15 protein-coding genes and 1 pseudogene are annotated in these 17458 nt (G+C 58.9%); 6 read left to right on the top strand and 10 right to left on the bottom strand.

All coding sequences use genetic code 11. The features are described from left to right. Window positions 1-11: 11 nt before the first annotated feature. A complete protein-coding gene (locus ACS4RR_RS24565; RefSeq protein ID WP_222351078.1) occupies window positions 12-1196 on the bottom strand; it encodes an HlyD family secretion protein in 1185 nt (394 codons plus the stop codon). A gap of 136 nt (window positions 1197-1332) precedes the next feature. Here ACS4RR_RS24565 and ACS4RR_RS24560 point away from each other — a divergent pair, with 136 nt between their 5' ends. After that, a complete protein-coding gene (locus ACS4RR_RS24560; RefSeq protein WP_222281246.1) occupies window positions 1333-1980 on the top strand; it encodes a TetR/AcrR family transcriptional regulator in 648 nt (215 codons plus the stop codon). A gap of 68 nt (window positions 1981-2048) precedes the next feature. Here the strand turns inward: ACS4RR_RS24560 and uxuA are convergent, their stop codons facing one another. Both uxuA and ACS4RR_RS24550 read right to left on the bottom strand, forming a co-directional pair. Next, window positions 2049-3236, bottom strand: coding sequence for a mannonate dehydratase (gene uxuA, locus ACS4RR_RS24555; protein ID WP_456190284.1), 1188 nt, complete (start codon window positions 3234-3236; stop codon window positions 2049-2051). 42 nt (window positions 3237-3278) lie between these two features. Beyond that, window positions 3279-4001 (bottom strand): GntR family transcriptional regulator, encoded by a 723-nt coding sequence (locus ACS4RR_RS24550; RefSeq protein WP_456190283.1) that lies wholly within the window; start codon window positions 3999-4001, stop codon window positions 3279-3281. A gap of 224 nt (window positions 4002-4225) precedes the next feature. On the opposite strand from ACS4RR_RS24550, the gene ACS4RR_RS24545 reads away from it, so the two are divergent. The 3 genes from ACS4RR_RS24545 to ACS4RR_RS24535 all read left to right on the top strand — a co-directional run bounded on the left by ACS4RR_RS24545 (window position 4226) and on the right by ACS4RR_RS24535 (window position 6585). Beyond that, window positions 4226-4624: a DUF2934 domain-containing protein gene (locus ACS4RR_RS24545; protein ID WP_170280642.1), complete on the top strand. Its 399-nt coding sequence runs from the start codon at window positions 4226-4228 to the stop codon at window positions 4622-4624. A 44-nt stretch (window positions 4625-4668) separates the two neighbouring features. Continuing rightward, the gene (locus tag ACS4RR_RS24540) at window positions 4669-4920 is read left to right on the top strand and encodes a hypothetical protein (RefSeq protein WP_222281249.1); all 252 of its coding nucleotides are present in this window, start codon (window positions 4669-4671) and stop codon (window positions 4918-4920) included. A 390-nt stretch (window positions 4921-5310) separates the two neighbouring features. Then, window positions 5311-6585, top strand: coding sequence for an O-antigen ligase family protein (locus ACS4RR_RS24535; protein WP_222281250.1), 1275 nt, complete (start codon window positions 5311-5313; stop codon window positions 6583-6585). A gap of 28 nt (window positions 6586-6613) precedes the next feature. Here the strand turns inward: ACS4RR_RS24535 and ACS4RR_RS24530 are convergent, their stop codons facing one another. The 3 genes and pseudogenes from ACS4RR_RS24530 to ACS4RR_RS24520 form a co-directional block, all read right to left on the bottom strand. Beyond that, complete coding sequence (locus ACS4RR_RS24530) at window positions 6614-8629, bottom strand: polysaccharide biosynthesis protein (RefSeq protein ID WP_222281251.1); 2016 nt, start codon at window positions 8627-8629, stop codon at window positions 6614-6616. A 121-nt stretch (window positions 8630-8750) separates the two neighbouring features. Next, window positions 8751-9317: a sugar transferase gene (locus ACS4RR_RS24525; RefSeq protein WP_170278351.1), complete on the bottom strand. Its 567-nt coding sequence runs from the start codon at window positions 9315-9317 to the stop codon at window positions 8751-8753. A 235-nt stretch (window positions 9318-9552) separates the two neighbouring features. Further along, window positions 9553-9905, bottom strand: a pseudogene (locus ACS4RR_RS24520) (LysR substrate-binding domain-containing protein); the annotation flags it as partial. Window positions 9906-10289: 384 nt separating this feature from the next. Between ACS4RR_RS24520 and ACS4RR_RS24515 the strand changes: the two are divergent. Then, entirely contained in the window at window positions 10290-11759 is a 1470-nt protein-coding gene (locus tag ACS4RR_RS24515; RefSeq protein ID WP_456190282.1) for a DHA2 family efflux MFS transporter permease subunit, read from the top strand. 222 nt (window positions 11760-11981) lie between these two features. Here the strand turns inward: ACS4RR_RS24515 and ACS4RR_RS24510 are convergent, their stop codons facing one another. The 4 genes from ACS4RR_RS24510 to ACS4RR_RS24495 are packed head-to-tail and all read right to left on the bottom strand — an operon-like array spanning window position 11982 to window position 16580. Beyond that, window positions 11982-12971 (bottom strand): substrate-binding domain-containing protein, encoded by a 990-nt coding sequence (locus tag ACS4RR_RS24510; RefSeq protein ID WP_456190376.1) that lies wholly within the window; start codon window positions 12969-12971, stop codon window positions 11982-11984. Between the two features lie 53 nt (window positions 12972-13024). Beyond that, entirely contained in the window at window positions 13025-14068 is a 1044-nt protein-coding gene (locus tag ACS4RR_RS24505) for an ABC transporter permease (RefSeq protein ID WP_018070765.1), read from the bottom strand. After that, window positions 14068-15585 (bottom strand): sugar ABC transporter ATP-binding protein, encoded by a 1518-nt coding sequence (locus tag ACS4RR_RS24500; RefSeq protein ID WP_456190281.1) that lies wholly within the window; start codon window positions 15583-15585, stop codon window positions 14068-14070. The genes ACS4RR_RS24505 and ACS4RR_RS24500 overlap by 1 nt, the downstream gene beginning before the upstream one ends. Then, complete coding sequence (locus tag ACS4RR_RS24495) at window positions 15582-16580, bottom strand: LacI family DNA-binding transcriptional regulator (RefSeq protein WP_456190280.1); 999 nt, start codon at window positions 16578-16580, stop codon at window positions 15582-15584. Before ACS4RR_RS24495 ends, ACS4RR_RS24500 begins: the two co-directional genes overlap by 4 nt. A 198-nt stretch (window positions 16581-16778) precedes the next feature. Between ACS4RR_RS24495 and ACS4RR_RS24490 the strand changes: the two genes are divergently transcribed. Further along, complete coding sequence (locus ACS4RR_RS24490; RefSeq protein ID WP_456190279.1) at window positions 16779-17219, top strand: RbsD/FucU family protein; 441 nt, start codon at window positions 16779-16781, stop codon at window positions 17217-17219. Window positions 17220-17458: the final 239 nt, after the last annotated feature.

Here is a 17458-nt window from a genome sequence, read left to right as displayed (position 1 = left end):
TGTCCCCCGGCCTAGCTGCGGTCATTCTTGGTGTCGATGCTAGGCTGGACCGACATGCCGGGGCGCAGGTCGCCGTTGGCGGCGGCGTTGCCGTCGAGCACGATCCTGACGGGAATGCGCTGGACGACCTTGGTGAAGTTGCCGGTAGCGTTATCGGGTGGCAGCAGGGCGAATTCCTGACCGCTTGCCGGCGCGAGGCTGTCGACATGGCCGTGATAGGTGCGGCCGGGGAACATATCGACCTCGATATCGACTGGCTGGCCGGCCTTGACGTCGGTGAGTTGGGTTTCCTTGTAGTTGGCGATGACATAGGCAGCCGTCGTCGGCACGACCGACATGAGCTGGGTGCCGGCCTGGACATATTGGCCGACGCGCAGCGTCCGGTTGCCCACGGTGCCGTCGACGGGCGCGGTGATCGTCGCATAGGAAAGGTTGAGCTCAGCCTGGTGCTGGACGGCCTGGCTGTGCGCAAGCGCCGCCTTTGCCTGGGCCAGTTCGGCGTTGAGAAGATCGACCTGCTTGACGGCGGCATCGAGCGAGGCGATGTCGCGCACGATCGACGCCTGGGCGGCAGCGATTTGCGAGGCGGCCTGTTGCGCCGTCTGGACCGGGGCATAGCCGCTAGTGGCAAGGTTCGAATAGCGCTTGTTGTTCTGCTCGGCAAAGGTCTCGTTGGCGCGGTCGACGTCGACCGTCGCGCGGGCGGCGGCGATCGTCGATTGCTGGATATCGAGCGAAGCCTGCTTGGCGTTGACGGTGGCCTCGGCTGCGGCGACGTCGGCCTTGGCCTGATCGAGTGCTGCCTTGAAATCGCGGTCGTCGATGCGGGCAAGCGGCTGGCCGGCCTTGACGGTCTCGTTGTCCATGACGAGCACCTCGGCGAGATAGCCTGTTACCTTGGGGGCGATGGTGCTGCTGTCGGCCTTCACATAGGCGTCGTCGGTCGAGACATGGAAGCGGCCGACCGTCCAGTAATCATGGCCGTAATAGGCGCCGGCGGCGATCAGCACGAGAGCGGTGGCGCCGAACAGCAGGGAGCGGCCGCCGCCCTTGCGGGCGGGCTTTTCCTCGGCAACAGGGGCGGCGGCCTCGGCGATGCGCGGCGTCTTGCCGGCGTCAAGGCTTGCCGGGATAGCTTCGACAACAGTTTCGGCGACATCATTGTTGTTCAAGGCATGCAGCTTCTTGATGGTCATTGTCTCTCTCCGGATGACGGGTCGCCGTCTCTTGGGCTGCGGCCTCTGAATTCGAGTGAAATCCTATTTAGGAAACTTGATGTTTTCCAAAATATGTATTAGAAAATGGATGTCAATGAGAATTTGGAAAATCGTTATGGTCCAAAATCACGAAATCGAGAAGAAGCCGCGAGGACGCCCGCAAGTCCGCTGCGACGAGGATACGAGAAGCCTGATCATCGAGGCGGCGAACAGGCAGTTCCACCAGAACGGCTATGCCGCGGCGAGCATCGCTGCGATCGCGCAGGAGGCCGGGATTTCGACCAAGACGCTCTACCGCCTGTTTCCGACGAAAGCAGATCTCTTTTCGGAGATGATCACGGAGCGCACGGAGCGTTTTTTGTTGGCGCTTGACCCCGGCACACTCGCCGTGGCCGATCTCAGGCAGGGGTTGGAACGCATGCTGATGGCCTATGGCATGCTGACGCTGTCAGTCGATACGATCACCGTGACCCGGCTTGTCATCAGCGAATCTGATCGATTCCCCGAGATCGCCAACGCCTTCTATGAAAAGGCGGTCGTCAGAACCAATACACTGATGGAGAACTGGCTTCACAAGCAGATCGATCGCGGACTGATTGCGCTTGATGATCCGCATGCGGCCTGCGGCATGCTGCGCGGCATGATGATCATGGAGCCGCAGCGTGCCGCGATGCTGCGCCAGGAGCCACCGCCGAAGATCGAGACGATTGCGGCTCGGGCGAAGATGTGCGCCGATCTTTTCCTGAAAGGTTGCGCGCTCTGAAGCACCGCTCGGGCTTCAGAGCGCGATGATTTCCGCTGAAGGGCGAACGCCGCGAACCGGGGCGGCATTCAGTTCGGCGGCGCGCCGAGCGCATGCAGGATGCCGCGCAGTTCGGCGAGGCCGCGCATGCGGCCGATGGCGGGGTAACCTGGCGTGACGACCTTGTCGAGATCGTCGAGCATACGATGGCCATGATCCGAGCGGAAGACGATGGTGTCTTGCGCGCCGCGGCGGCGATCCTCCGCAACCAGTTCGCGGAGAACGGCGACCATGTCGACGTCGCCTTCCAGATGCGCACTTTCATGGAACGTCCGGCCATCGCCCTCGCGCGTCGTGGCGCGCAGATGGGCGAAGTGGATGCGCGAAGCAAAACGCCGGGCGATCGCCGGCAGGTCGTTCTCGGCACGCACGCCGAGGCTGCCGGTGCAATAACACATGCCGTTTGCCGCCGATGGCACGGCATCGAAGAGCGCGGCATAATCATCGGCCGTCGAGGCGATGCGCGGCAAGCCGAACAGCGAGCGCGGCGGATCATCGGGATGCAATGTCAGCTTGACACCGCGCGCTTCGGCAGCCGGCGTCACCGCCTCCAGGAATTCGATCAGGTGCCGACGCAATCTTGCGGCATCGATACCGCTATAGGCGACCAGCTTTTCCCGGAAGGCCGGAATGGTCAGCGGTTCGGTGGTCGACCCCGGCAGAGCCGAGGTGATGATACGGGTGATGTCGGCGATCTCCTCGTCCGACATAGCCTCGAAAACGACACGCGCCCGTTCGCGGTCCTCCTGTGAATAGTGCTGCGCCGCATCCGGCCGCTCCAGGATGAAGAGATCGAAGGCTGCGAAGCGTTCATGATCGAAGCGCATGGCGGTAGCGCCTGTCGGCGTCACGAAATCGAGGTCGGTGCGAGTCCAGTCCACGACAGGCATAAAATTATAGCAGACGATCGGAATGCCGCAGGCGGCGACCGCTTCGAGACTGGCGATCCACGCCTCGATCTCGGCCTTCGCCTCCCCGCCCTTGCGCTTGACGGCGTCGGGGATCGGGATGCTCTCGACCACCGACCAGACGAGCGGGGAACGGTCGCCGGGCGTCGTCTCGATCAGGGACTGGCGTTCGCGCACTTCCTTCTCCGTCCAGGCCCTGCCGATCGGCACCTGATGCAGCGAAGAGACGATATTCGTCGCGCCCGTTTGGCGGACTTCATCCAGCGTCACCGGCGCTTCCGGTCCGAACCATCTCCAACCCTGTCGCATCTTCTTCCTTCCCTAAGTCTTTCGTTTCGTGTTGGCCTGCCGTCAGCAGAAATAGTCGGGGTAACGCGCGCGCAGTTCGTCGACATCGGGAATGACGGCGCTTAGGTGATGGATCATCGCGCTGCGTGCAGTCGCCGCATCGTGAGCGGCGAGCGCATCGCGGATAATCATATGTTCGTGCACGACGTTGTCCATGCGCCCGAGCACCGGCAACGTCAGCCGCCGAGCCCGGTCGATCTGCACCTTGACCGTTTTCAGGATCGCCCAGATGCCGGGATAACCTGAGATCTGTGCGATCGCCTCATGAAAAGCCTCATCCTCCTCATGGAAGCTCGAGGCATTGCCGGTCGCAGCATGCCCCCGCTGGCGGGCAATGATGGCGTCGAGACGGGCGATATCGGCGGCAGTCGCAGTCAGAGCCGCGGTCTCGACGGTCGTGCCTTCGAGCGCCTTGCGCACGACGACCGCCTCGGGGATCGCCGAGACCGGCACCCGCGATACAACGGTGCCCGACTGCGGGTAGATATCGACCAGTCCGCCTTCGGAAAGCCGGAGCAGCGCCTCGCGCACCGGCGTGCGGCTGACACCGAATTCATCGGCGATCCGCTTTTCCTGCAGCAGCATGCCAGGCGGCATCCGCAGCGACACGATGTCGGCATAGAGGCGAACGTAGATGACGCCGGCAGTGGTGATGCGGCGCAGCCTGCTCCCGACTTCCTGCGACGTCGCGACTGCCGAACCTTTGGTTTCTAATGCCTGGCGCATGACATACCGGCGCGTTAAAACTTCGTGGCATACTAGTATATCAGCTTTATCACCTTGCCAAGACGTCCGGCAGACTGTGGCAGTATGACTGCATCTGGAGGGGCGGCACTTCGCGAATGCGCGGGCGAACAGCACAAGCCTGGAAGCCCGATCTTTTGCGCCGAAGCATTCTTTGTTTGGAACTTAGATCGTACGAGTTGGTTGTGATCCTCAAGGAGATGCTCATGAAAAACCCAGCACGACGCAAGACAAGCGACGGGAAGGCCGACGGCGGCCGACCGGAAGCCCCACCCGCGGACGCAGGCGGACGGAAAATGACTCGGCGAGCCGCAAACCAAATCGATAGGCAGAGCGGGTCGCCAGCAGCCAGACGCGACGAGGAGATCCGAAAAAGGGCGTACTCCCTGTGGGAGAAAGAAGGAAGACCGGAAGGCAAGCACGGGCGTCACTGGACTCTCGCCGAGCATGAACTCGATGCGCAGCAGGGCGAAGCCGACAACCCTCCAAATCTCGCAGCACTGCGAGAGGCCTCGCGCGAACATACCGATGCATTCCTCGTTAAGACGGATCTCGAGGATGCGGATCAACGCGAAGCCTCCCCCGGTACGCGCGAACAGGATTGAACTTTCCGCGCGCCAATTCAGACCTCTTGCAGAAAGTTCCCGACATGGCCGACAAACAGAATTTGAGCGCCGGATTCACCGGCACACCCGCTGAGCAGCCACAGGGATTGACCAAAGTCGCGAAGTCGGCCGCCAAAGAGATGAAGCGTGAGGCTTATGCGGTCGCCTCCGGCGCCAGAGAGCACCCGCACACCGCAAGCGCATTGCTGCTCGCCACCGGCGTTATCGCATTCGGGTTTGGTTATCTCCTTGGTCGATCATCGGCGGAAGGTTCGACACGCCCATCTTGGCGATAACGGCGGCCGCTTCGATAAAAAACCTGCGTCGGTTCTTCGATTACTGCATAATTCAAATTGCTACGTCGTCCTTTGTGCGTTCGAAAAGACGCGCGGCGCTGTAGCTCTGACGGTTCGGATGTTGCCTTCTTCTCTCCCCGCGATACGCTTTCGTCGGCCGCTGGACGAGCAGACTTCAAATCAAGCCCGCACCTTATACGTGTTTTCCGTTGAAGCCGTTCTTACCGTATTTTCCATTTGCCGCTCTTCATCGACGAGAACCAAGTCTGTCCCGATGCCTGTTGCTGGAATACCACGTCCCTTAAAGCCACAGATTGCATCCTCATCACCGCTTGACAGCCGTGATCACGATCCTTAGCGAGGCAGCATCAATGCGGCAGGACCGGCAAAGTGAATTATCTTAGGCAACTCAAGATGGCAGTGCTTCATCCCGGGGATGAGACCGGAAGCGCGCTCGACCGAAACAACCGCATTGCGGTCTTTGCCTTTGCAATCCTTCCAGGGCTTTCGCCGAACTTTAACTCCTTCATCCTCCTCGCGTCGATGGTATGGGGCGCCTACTGTCTGGCCACGGGCAGCCTCGCCTTGAACCTGTCGAGATCCGACCGGCTGGTTGCCATTGGCATGTCGATCTACCCGCTGGTGATGATCGCCAGCATCTTCATCAATCCGCCTTACTCCGAAGAACTGGACTGGATATTCCGGCTCCTGCCTTTCTTTTCAATCTGGCTGATATTGCCACGGATGCGCCAATCTCCCGATGGCAGTCTCGTGCCGCTCTTTATCCTCGGCGCGGGCATTGGCATGATCGTCACCTTTGTTTTCAGTCTCCTGCAGATCATGTTTCTGATGGAAAGGGCAGAGGCTGGAACTTCGAACGCTGCACTCCTGGGCGTCATAGGCATTCTTTTCGGCGGCATCGCGCTTCTCAACGTTCAATCTCCCAGAAGCGTGGAGCAACGAATTGCGATATTGGGATATGCCGCCGGGCTAGGCTGCGTGCTGCTTTCGGGGACACGTTCGGCCTGGCTGGTCATTCCCGTCCATATCGTCATCTTTCTCTGGTACTTCCGCAAACACAGCTTCCATCTGAGTTTGCGCAGCCTTGCTATTACCAGCTCCTTGCTGTTGGCGGGACTTATCGCCCTGGGCAGCGGCCAGATCCTCCATCGCATCCAGGCGCTGCAGGAAAATCTGACGACGCTCGAACGCACCGACGGCGAGATCACGTCGCTCAGCGCGCGGTTCGCATTGTACAAAGGCGCACTATCGGCAATCAGCAAGGACCCGTTGACGGGTTATGGTCCGCAAAACCGGATGGCTTCGGTTTTGGCAGAGTTGCCCGATAACATACGGCCGAAGTTGCCCTACTCGCATGTCCACAACGGTTTCCTCACCGCGGGAATCGACGCCGGCGTCTTCGGCATTGCAGCGCTTTCGCTGATGCTACTGACGCCCCTGATAGGCGCGTGGAGAAAAGAAGCGGGACCGGGCCGGGATTTAGCGATCGCGCTCGCTCTTCTGCTTGTCAGCAGCTACGTCATAACCGGCAGCTTTGGCATCATGTTCAATCAGAAAGCCTTGGATCCGATCTTCGCTTACATGGTCGCCCTTATTTGTGTGGATCGCGGCAGCACAGGCTTTGCGCCCGTCGTTCGCGACTGACGTCTGGCACCCCTTGAGCCTGCAGACCCTACAGCGTGCTTTGAATTGTCTGAGGCAGACGTATTGGCTCGGCGCCGGCGAAAGCCATATCCGAGACCTCACCCGTTGACGAATAGCCGGAAACAAGCTCCGCCAATGTCGCGCGTGCAGCGATCATATCGTTCCGGTCCAGTGCGGCGTTGAGCGAGTTCAGTCTTTTCGACAGCTCCGGCCAGGACAAGAAATCCTCACGCGCCTTCATGATCCGAGGATGTTCGGTTGTTTCAGGATTATCCCCGATCAACAGTTCTTCGTAAAGCTTCTCGCCGGGCCTAAGACCTGTAACGGAAAGCTCGATATCCCCTTCGAGATTGTTCTCGTCGCGGACGGTCAATCCGGAAAGCTCGACCATCTTGCGGGCGAGATCTGCGATGCGAACGGGCTCGCCCATGTCGAGCAGGAAAACATCGCCGCCGTCGGCCATGGCGCCGGCCTGGATGACGAGCTGCGAGGCTTCCGAAATGGTCATGAAATAGCGGGTTATATCGGGATGTGTCAGCGTAACGGGGCCGCCTTCCTTGATCTGCTGGCGGAAAAGCGGCACGACCGATCCAGACGAGCCGAGGACGTTTCCGAAGCGGACCATGGAAAAATTAGTTCGCATTCTGTCGGTCGTCGATTCTGCTGCGAGCGCCTGCAGAAGCATCTCCGCCAACCTCTTGCTGGCGCCCATCACATTTGTCGGACGCACGGCCTTGTCTGTGCTGATCAGCACGAAATTCGAAACGCCGCATTTAATCGCTGCGCGCGCCGTGACCAGCGTACCCATGACATTGTTCTTGATGCCTTCTACGGCATTGTGTTCGACAAGGGGCACATGCTTGTAAGCGGCGGCATGATAGAGCGTCTGCGGTCGCCAGCTCTGCATGATATGTTCCATGCGATCCTGGTCGCGGACGGAACAGAGGATTGGGACGATCTGCAGATTTTCGTATCTGTACAGTTCTGCCAGCTTCCGCAATTCGGCATGGATATTATAAAGCGCAAACTCGTTCTGATCGAGGAGGATCAGGCTAGAAGGCTCATTGCGGAGTATCTGGCGGCATAACTCTCCGCCGATCGAGCCACCAGCACCGGTGACCATCACCACCTTGTTGCGCATCGCCGTGTCGAGCAGCTCCTGCCGCGGCGCGACCGCTTCCCTGCCCAGCAGATCTTCGATCTCGAGCTCACGGATGTCGGAGACGGCGATGCGTCCCTGAGCCAGAGCCGTGAGATCCGGCAACGTGCGTACATTGACCCTGGCTTTGCGGATATGCTCCAGGATTTCGTTGCGACGCTGCCGCGTTGCTGATGGAAGAGCAAGGAGCACATTGTGCACGCCAAGGGTTCCCGCGAGCACGGGAAGATCCGAGGGGTCATAGATCGGCAAACCACCCATGACGCCGCCCTTGAGACGCGGGTCATCATCCAGATAGCCGACGACATTGAGTTCGGCGCTGTTGATCAAGGCACCGGCCAGTTGCCGCCCGGCCGTCCCTGCCCCATAGATCAGCACCTTGGCGAGCATATTCTTGTGCAGGATGCGCTGGTAGGTATCCCCGAGCCAATAACGGATACCCAACCGCGACAGGCCGATCGCAATCAACAGCAGGAAGGGCTGGAGGATGCCGACGGTTCTGGGAACACCCGGAACGCTGAGGGCGGTAAATATCGTCATGAAGGCGACGCCGTAGATCGCAATCGCCTTTAGGACAGTAATGAAAGCAGCCATGTTGGCATAACGGAAGATCGCCCGATACATGCCCATGACGATGAAGATGGGAAGTGCCATGCAGAGCGAAACGAAGACCGGCAACCACTGGACGCCGGTCAGCACCGTCCATTCGTTCAGGCGGAAGCAATAGGCCAGCCAGAGCGTCAGAACACAAAAGCTGGAATCCACCAGCAAAGCGAGAGCGCGTTTGGCAACCCGCGGCATCGCCAGCAGAGGGGCGACGAGCGCTTGCATCGGCATTAAGAACCATCCTGAGCGCGATGTCTCAGTGGGGGTATTTCCAGGCATTGTTTACCAGCGTTTCGCAGATCGATCGACACCACCTTCTTGTCATTTTCTGCAACGAGCGCAACTGAAATAATCGGAAACCAAGGTCTTCCGCGCTGCTTATCTATCAGAAGTAGGTAAGTTAATGCCTTATTCCCTTACGGCGGATTACCTTCCCGGCGGTCATAAACAGAATGCTTATGTCGAGGCCGAACGAGCGACGTTCGAGATATTCGATATCGAATTTTACCTTCTCCGGAATCGGCAATTCGTCCCGGCCATTGATCTGCGCCCATCCCGTCAATCCCGGCAGGAGCTTGTCGACGCCGTGGGCCGCCCGCAATTCAATAAGGTCGTATTGATTGTAGAGTGCCGGCCGTGGGCCGACGAAACTCATCTTCCCCTCGAGAATGCACCAGAGCTGCGGCAGTTCGTCGAGGCTGGATTTGCGCAGAAACGAGCCGATGGGTGTCAAAAACCGATCCGGGTTTTCGAGCAGATGTGTGGCAACTGTTGGTGTGTCGACGCGCATGCTGCGAAATTTCGGCATCAGGAAGATTTGATTGAAACGGCCGACACGTTTTGACCAGTATAGGATCGGTCCCGGCGAGGTAAGGCGAACACAAAGAGCGACGATAAGGATCGGCACAAGCAGGATCACCGACGCAATCAAAGCCAAGAAGAAATCCATCGCCCGTTTCAAATCCATATTCCGAAGTTCTTCCGCCCCTCGACCGACCATCCGGCATTCGCCGCTAGCGCTTGCCGTATCGTCAAAAAGCGTTTCGCGTCAACTGGAGGACATGGTGTTTTATCTAAACGAGGATCGTCAGAAACGTGAACTTCGTGTCTAGATCAGGCGGGCTTCCTTCTGCAGTGTTGGGCGGCCATTGCTTTGCTTGTTGATGGGCCTCGAATCGTCGAGGCACGCATCACAAGGCGTCGGGCTGCCGCTGGAGCCTTGCCGATAACTCCGGCGGCGACCAGTTCGGCAGGACGTGCACGGGCCTTCCGGTGCGCAGATATTCTCCTACGTAGAACTTCGGCAGCATGGCGAACCCATACCATCGGCAGTCATGCTCGCCAGAACTTCGCCGCTGTTGGCGCTAAACGCGCGCCCTGCCGAGATGTTGGCACTGCCACTGCCGTCCGATAATGCCCAGCTCTCCCGCTTGCTCTCGCTGCTGTATGCAAGGCAGTCGTCAGGGGTCAGTTCGGTGGGATGCTTCATCTTTGGAAATCGGCTTCCTGGAGCGGCTATCAGGATACGGCGCACGACGCTGATCTTCCGCCAGACGATTGTCGGCATTGCACCGGGCAGTTGGCGTCGCAACCTATGACCCTGGCGATCGGGATGCTACGTTGAGACAAGCACCGATGTCAGGCGATCATCGGCGTAGCCTTCCGACGGGGGAGCAGATCGGGTGGCTGGTTCGTTGGCCAAAGGACAAGGTTGAATATGAGAGAGCTCTGCCAAGAACGTCCCTACGCAGAGAAGCCCAAAACACCAACTGATCAACGCGACTTCCGCTCATGTCGGCCACGCAGATCGCAAGAGCGCCCAGGCACGCCGAACCCTTGCAACGCATTTCGCGAAAAAATGTAATGGACATTGTCGGATCTCTTCGCCGCAATACGTCGTGCTGAAGACGTCCCTGTCTTCCTCATTTAAGGTATCCGTATGAGCATCGATTCCCAGATCATAAATGCTGTTGACGATTCTCCCATCGCGGAAGAGCACAGCGCCCGCAACAAACTTGTAATCGGCCTTCTCCTGGTTTCGGCCTTTGTCGTCATTCTCAATGAAACGATCATGGGCGTAGCCTTGCCCCACCTGATGGCCGATCTCAAGATCTCCGCAAGCTTGGCACAATGGCTGACCACAGCTTTCATGCTTACCATGGCGGTCGTTATCCCCGTCACCGGCTACCTCCTACAGCGTCTCAACACGCGGCACGTCTTCATCCTGGCCATGTCGCTTTTCAGCGTCGGCACGCTGATTTCCGCGCTCTCGCCGGGTTTCGTGGTGCTGGTCTTGGGACGCATCGTGCAGGCATCCGGTACGGCGATCATGATGCCTCTGCTGATGACCACGATCATGCACCTCGTGCCACCTCAGTCGCGTGGGAAGACGATGGGCAATATATCGATCGTCATCTCCGTTGCCCCCGCCATAGGTCCCACCATATCAGGCCTCATCCTCAGCGCGCTCGATTGGCGATGGCTGTTCCTCCTCGTCTTGCCGATCGCTCTGGCCGCCCTTGCACTCAGCGCTTGGAAAATGCGAAACGTCACGGAGCCGACGGAAGCACCGATCGACATTCTTTCCATTCCACTTTCCGCCATCGGCTTCGGCAGCTTTGTCTACGGCCTCAGTGGGCTGGGCGAAGCAGCCCTCCAACCGCCTATCATCTCGCCATGGCTCCCATTGGCCGTTGGTGCGGTCGTGATTGCGGCATTCGTCGCCAGGCAATTGCAGCTCCAGCGGCAAGGCCGGGCTTTGCTCGACATGCGCACCCTGATGATCAAGGCCTTCACCATCCCGGCGGTGATGATGGCAGTGCTGATGATGTCGATGTTCGGCGTGTTCATTCTGCTTCCGATCTACCTTCAGAACGTGTTGGGTTTGACCACACTGCAAACTGGTCTGCTCCTGCTGCCGGGAGGGCTGATCATGGGTCTCTGCGCCCCCACGGTTGGCAGCCTGTTTGATCGATATGGACCGGTGCTGCTCGTTGTTCCGGGTGCCATTCTGTTCAGTGCACTGATGTGGGCTCTGACGCTCATTCAGCAGGACACATCATTCTGGCTGCTGCTCGTGGCCCATATTATCCTCAGCATCGGCCTTGCACTGATGTTCACACCGCTGTTCACCGCGAGCCTTGGCTCCTTGCCACCCAACCTCTATTCGCATGGCAGCGCGATGATAGGCACCACCCAGCAGGTCGCCGGTGCGGCTGGCACGGCACTCTTCGTCGCGATCATGACAATGACGGGTTCAAATGCTTCTTTGGCTGGCGCCGATGCCGCTGCTGCGACGACTGACGGAATTCGCGCCGCGTTCCTTTGCGGTGCAATCATCTCCGTGGCATCGGTTATCATAGCCTTCTTCGTCAGAAAGCCAGCTGGCGGGCACGCTGCGACCTATTGAACAGTGGCTTGAACAAGGATGGACGCTATCTGAGCCGCGGGCGAGATGTCTTGATGAAACTGGTGAACCAATAGGACCTCCAGGCCGCAAACTCATTTGGATTCGGACGATGGCCGTAAAAGCGTAAGATGTCGGCTCGACGAAAGAGATCGAGCACGCCAGCCAATTGGTATGGTTCAACCCGGCTGGACGGTCGCGTCTGGCCGGGTTGAGTCTGGAGCTTTACTTACCCATCATCTGCTTCGCGTTATCGGCTGTAATGGCGGTGGTATCGACCGTTACTGTCGCCGGCACCGACGATGCGCAGTCCAGCAATATCGACTTAGCCATATCGACCGCCTCTTTGGCTCCTGTCGGATATGTGAAGGTCGCGGACCAGTCGCCCTTTGCGACTGCCTCGATCCCGCCTGCCGGACCTGGCAAGCCATCAGTGCCGATGATCTTCACGCTCTTGCCGGCACCTTTCGCAGCTAGGAGCGCACCCGCCGCCATCATGTCGTTGCTGGCATAGACCATCTTGATATCGGGATGAGCCTGCAGCATCGCGGCGAACGCGGTCTGTGCTTTATCCGGCAACCAGTCTGCCGCTTGTTCTGCCACGATCTGGATCTTGGAATTGGATTTCACGCCATCCTTGAAGCCATTCAGCCGTTCGACGGCCGGTGTGGAACTCGGCAGGCCCTGCAGTACGGCTGCCTCGCCGCCGTCCGGCAGAAGCGTCTTGCTCGTATATTCGCCGGCGGCCAACGCGATTTTGTAGTTATCTCCTCCGATGAAGGCTGTATAGTCCTTGCCAGCCTCACCGTTCGTCTTGCGGTCAAGTTCGACGACCGGGATACCCGCGTCCATTGCCCGCTTGACGGCGGGCGTAAGCGGAGCCGCCTCGAAAGGCGAGATCAACAGAAGGTCAACCTTTTGGGTGATGAAATTGTCGACTTGCGATGTCTGAGTGTTGACGTTGCCCGCGCCGTCAGCGATCTGCAGTGTGAACTGCGGGACTGCCTTGGCGGCGGCCTCCAGTTCATCGTTGACGTGCTGGCGATAAGGCTCCGCATTGTTGGCCTGCGAGAAGCCGATGACGAACTCGCCATCTTTGGCACAAGCCTTCACGAGCGGATCGGCAGCGTGAGCCACGCTGGCAATAGCAAGGCATGAGCCGGCCAGGAGTGCCATGCGTCCGGCATGCCACATTCGAAGTGCATTCTGTGTCATTACTTTCTCCTCCACATTGATCCCGGATCCACCCTCCGGGTGATGCCGCCACACTACCTGCCCAATCCTTCGCGGCGACGAACGAGGGATTGAAGGACTGCCGCCAGAACGATAATTGCCGCTGTCGCAAGCAACTGCATGGCGGGCGTGATGTTGTTCAGTTGCAGTATATTGGCCAAAGCGCCGAGCATGATCGTACCGGCGATTGTTCCGACCATTGAACCTGACCCGCCAAACAGGCTGGTTCCGCCGATGACGACAGCCGCGATGGCCGTCAATTCATATCCGGTCCCATCATTGGCGCTCCCAAAATTGAATTGTCCGGCATGGACGATGCCAGCAAGTGCGGATGCAAAGCCGGTGATGGCGTAAACGGCGATCTTGATTGCCGAGACCGGAACACCTGAGATGCGGGCTGCGCGCTCGTTGCCGCCGACGGCATAGACGTAACGGCCGAACCTCGTCGTGTTCAGCACGAGCGTGGCGATGCAGGCAAAGATCAAGAAGACGATCGTGGCGACGGGAACGACGTTACCGAATAGCCGACCGCCGAGAATGGCAAAGATGGGTGGAGCAAGCCCAGGACCATCACCATAGGAAATATTGATGTACTGATTGTCCGACACAACGAGTGCAAGCCCCCGGGCTGCCTGCAAGCCGGCAAGAGTGACGATAAACGCTTCAAGCCGAAACTTGCTTGAGATCGCTCCCTGGACCAACCCGAAACAAGTGCCCATCAGCAGCACTGCCAGCACCGTCGTGACCAGCCCAAAACCGCCTGAGACCATCAATGTTGCCGTTACGACGCTCGCAAGACCAAGTGTGGCCCCAACCGAGAGATCAATCCCGGCGGTGATGATCACGAACGTCATTCCGATCGCAATGATGCCAGTTTCGGACACCGCGCGGACGATGTTTGCGATGTTGTCGGGTTGAATGAACAGAATGACACCGTGCCGACGCGGTGAGAAAATGATGCCTCCAGCGAAAACGAGTATAAGGCCGATCAAGCTCTGGAAGCGGACCAACACCGCGAGCGGATCAATCCGCTTGGCGGGCTGAACCGCTGGATTGGATGCGATTTGCTGTTCGGACATCAGGCCTCCCTCCCGTTGGCGGCCGCCAGGACTTCGTGTTCGTCGACGCCGCCAGAAAACTCAGCAACGCTGCTGCCGTTGCGCAAAACCACTATGCGATCGCATAGGCCGATCAGTTCGGGCATCTCGCTAGAAGCGACAAGAATGCCCAATCCCTCTGAAGCCAGCTTGCGCAAGCGGGCATAGATTTCTCCCTTTGCGCCGACGTCGACGCCACGTGTCGGCTCGTCGAGAAGCAACAAGCGCGGATTGCCCAGCACTTCCTTTGCGAGGACGACCTTCTGCTGATTGCCCCCAGAGAGTGCCCCGACCGCGATGCCGGGATTCTTTGGACGAATGTCGAATTGGCCGAAAGAGCTCTTGATCGCATCCTCCTGGCGCCGCGCCGACAGCAAGCCCTTTGGTGATATCCAGCGGATGATCGACATCACCAGATTGAGACCTACAGACATACGCAACATGAGACCGGCCCCACGCCGGTCATCAGTTACAAATGCCAGTCCTGCCCTGCGAGCAGCCGCGATCGATTTAAGCCTGGTCGGCCTGCCACCAATCGTAATGTCCCCGTGCCATTGGCCGGGCACGCCTGTTCCGTATAGAGCGCTCAAAAGCTCGGTTCGACCCGCCCCCATAACGCCGGCGAGCCCGACGATTTCGCCACGCCGAACATCCAGATCGACTTTGATTGGCGCCTGCCACCCGGGTGACACGCGGTACGGGCGGAAGGAAGCCTGTCGCATCCGCAGGAGCACGTCACCAACACTCGGTGCGCGGCGGGGATAAAGCTCGTTCAAAGGACGTCCAACGAGAAGCTGCACCAGTTCGGCCTGCGGCGCATCTGGTTTGGTGACGCCAGCCACCTTGCCGTCGCGCATGACCGTCACGCGATGAGCGATCTGCGGCACTTCCTCAAGGCGGTGCGAGATATAGACGATGCCAACGCCCGACGCTGCCAGGCCACGCATGATGTCGAATAGTCGATCCACTTCGCCAACAGTCAAGGCAGCCGTCGGCTCATCCATGATGAGGGCTCTCGATGCGTAGGAAAGCGCCTTGACGATGGCGACGACCTGGCGCTGGCCGATGGAAAGCTCACTCACGAACTGGGCTGGATCGATAGATCGGTCGATCGCTTCTAGTCTTTTACGCGCCTCTTGCAGCATCGCCTTGCCATCCAGCATGCCGTGCTGATGGACAAGTTCGCGCCCGAGGAAGAGATTGGCAGCCACGGTCAGGCTCGGAACGAGGTCCAGTTCCTGGAAGATCGTTGCGATCCCGGCTGCTTGTGCATCACGCGGGCTGTGAAATCGCGCGGGTTTGCCGTCGATGAAGATCTCTCCCTCGTCCGGCGTATTCACACCGGACAGCAGGTTTATCAGCGTCGATTTTCCTGCACCATTTTCACCAAGCAGCGCATGGATTTCGCCAACCTTTAGGTCGAAATCCACGCCGCGAAGCGCCTGAACCCCGCCGAAGCGCTTGACGGCACCTTTCGCTGAAAGAACGACGTGGCTCATGCTGCTTCTCCACACGATTCACGCACTCGCAAAACTGGCGACAGTCGAATGGTCTCGTGGGGGCGGCGCTTGTTGCCGATCCGCTCGATCAGCAAGTCCGCCGCCTTCCTGCCAATCTCATCGCAAGGCTGGGCCATCAGCGTCAGGCGCGGTTCGAAATAATCTGCCCATTCGAAATCATCGATCCCAAGGACAGAAATGTCCGCGGGAACACGCAGCTTCCGCTCTCGGACGGCTCTCATAGCCCCGATCATCGCCAGATTGTTGGAAGCAAGAATCGCTGTCGGCGGCTCCTTCAGCCCCAGCAAACGGTGCGTCGAAGCGGTGGCGTCGGCGGTGCTGCGATTGCCGTCGCTGATTAAATTATCCTCTACCTCTATTCCCTTCTCCGTCATCGCTGTGCGGAAGGCCTTTGCGCGCTCCACAGTCGTCGCAAAGCCGGGCTGACCGAGAATGATCCCAACCCGCCGATGATGCAGCGTGACGAGATGATCGACGAGCGTTCGTATTGCGGCGACGTTATCCGTCCCGACTTGGTCGAAACGGTTGTCCGACAGCCTGTCAACAAGCACACAGGGAAGGTCGGACCGGATGAGATAGTCCAGCGCCTTTTTAGGATCGCCCGAAGGCGCAAGTATAATCCCGTCGACGCGGCGCTGATGCAGATGCTGGATCAGTTCCAGCTCCCGGATCGGATCATCCTGCGTGTCACAGAGGAACGCGATCAAGCCTCGTTTGGAACACTCGGCCTCAATCGCGCAGATGATGTCACTGAAGTAAGGATTCGAAATCGCGGAAATCGCGAGGCCGACAGTGCCTGTCGATGACAGTTTGAGCGAGCGAGCGACTGTATTGGGGATGTATCCGATTGCCTCCACGGACTCGATGACGAGCTTGACCTTCTCGGGTGAGACGTAGCGCGTCTTATTGAGAACGTGCGAAACCGTGGAGACTGAGACCCCAGCCGCCTTTGCCACCTCGGAAATAGTTGTCATGAGCGCACTCCAGCTCTCGCCAGCAGCGCAACAAACACGTTTTTCAATCTATCCTCCCAAGCGGAATTCCAACCTCCAGAGGCTCTCCCAGGATCCGCTATGTCGTCACGCTAGCGCCATCGAAACGTTTGCGCAATCGTTTTTTTCTGCTAATCGTTCATCGTTCTTGTCGGTGAAATCTCTTGGGAGGGAGATGCCATGCTGAAGGGTGTGCCGCCGTTTATTACGGCCGACGTGTTGTGGGTCATGGCCTCCATGGGTCATGGCGACGAACTGGCAATCGTAGATCGAAACTTCTCCGGTTTTCGTGTGGCGACCCAAACCACGAGCGGAAAGCTTCTCATCTTGGAGGGCGTCGATGCACCGACTGCAGTCCGCGGGATCCTTCAGATGATGCCCTTGGACACGTTCATCAAAACGCCTCTGATGCACATGGAGGCCGTCGATTCGCCAGGCGAGTTGCTGGACGTACACAAAGACGTCCTCGCGGTTTGCAGTGAGGCAGAGGGGCGTTCGATAGCGAGCCAACCTGTCGAGAGGTTTGCATACTATCCCATCGCGATGCGATCATTTGCAGTCATCCAGACGGCTGAATCGCGCGCCTATGGGAACTTCATCCTTAAGAAGGGCGTGGTATGATGGTCAGGTCTTCTTCTTGCCGAACGCCCTTACGGGGGTCGCATTCCCAGTGATCGACTTGCTGCGTTGGCAACATCGCGGCAGTCTGCCTATGCCGCATGCTGTCGATGGGGGCTGATGCGGAATGGTAAGCCTGTAGCCGGACGCGCTCGAAATCGTATGCGGTGACCCACCACTCTCACCGTTTAGTTGATCATGATCGGTAGCCACGGCCCTGTAGCGCCCAGCCGTCGCGCTGC

It is taken from the genome of Rhizobium zaerense (assembly GCF_051810725.1).
GTDB lineage: Bacteria > Pseudomonadota > Alphaproteobacteria > Rhizobiales > Rhizobiaceae > Rhizobium > Rhizobium leguminosarum_I.
The sequence above is the reverse complement of the archived record's forward strand: the minus strand, read 5'-3'. Positions and strand labels throughout refer to the sequence as shown.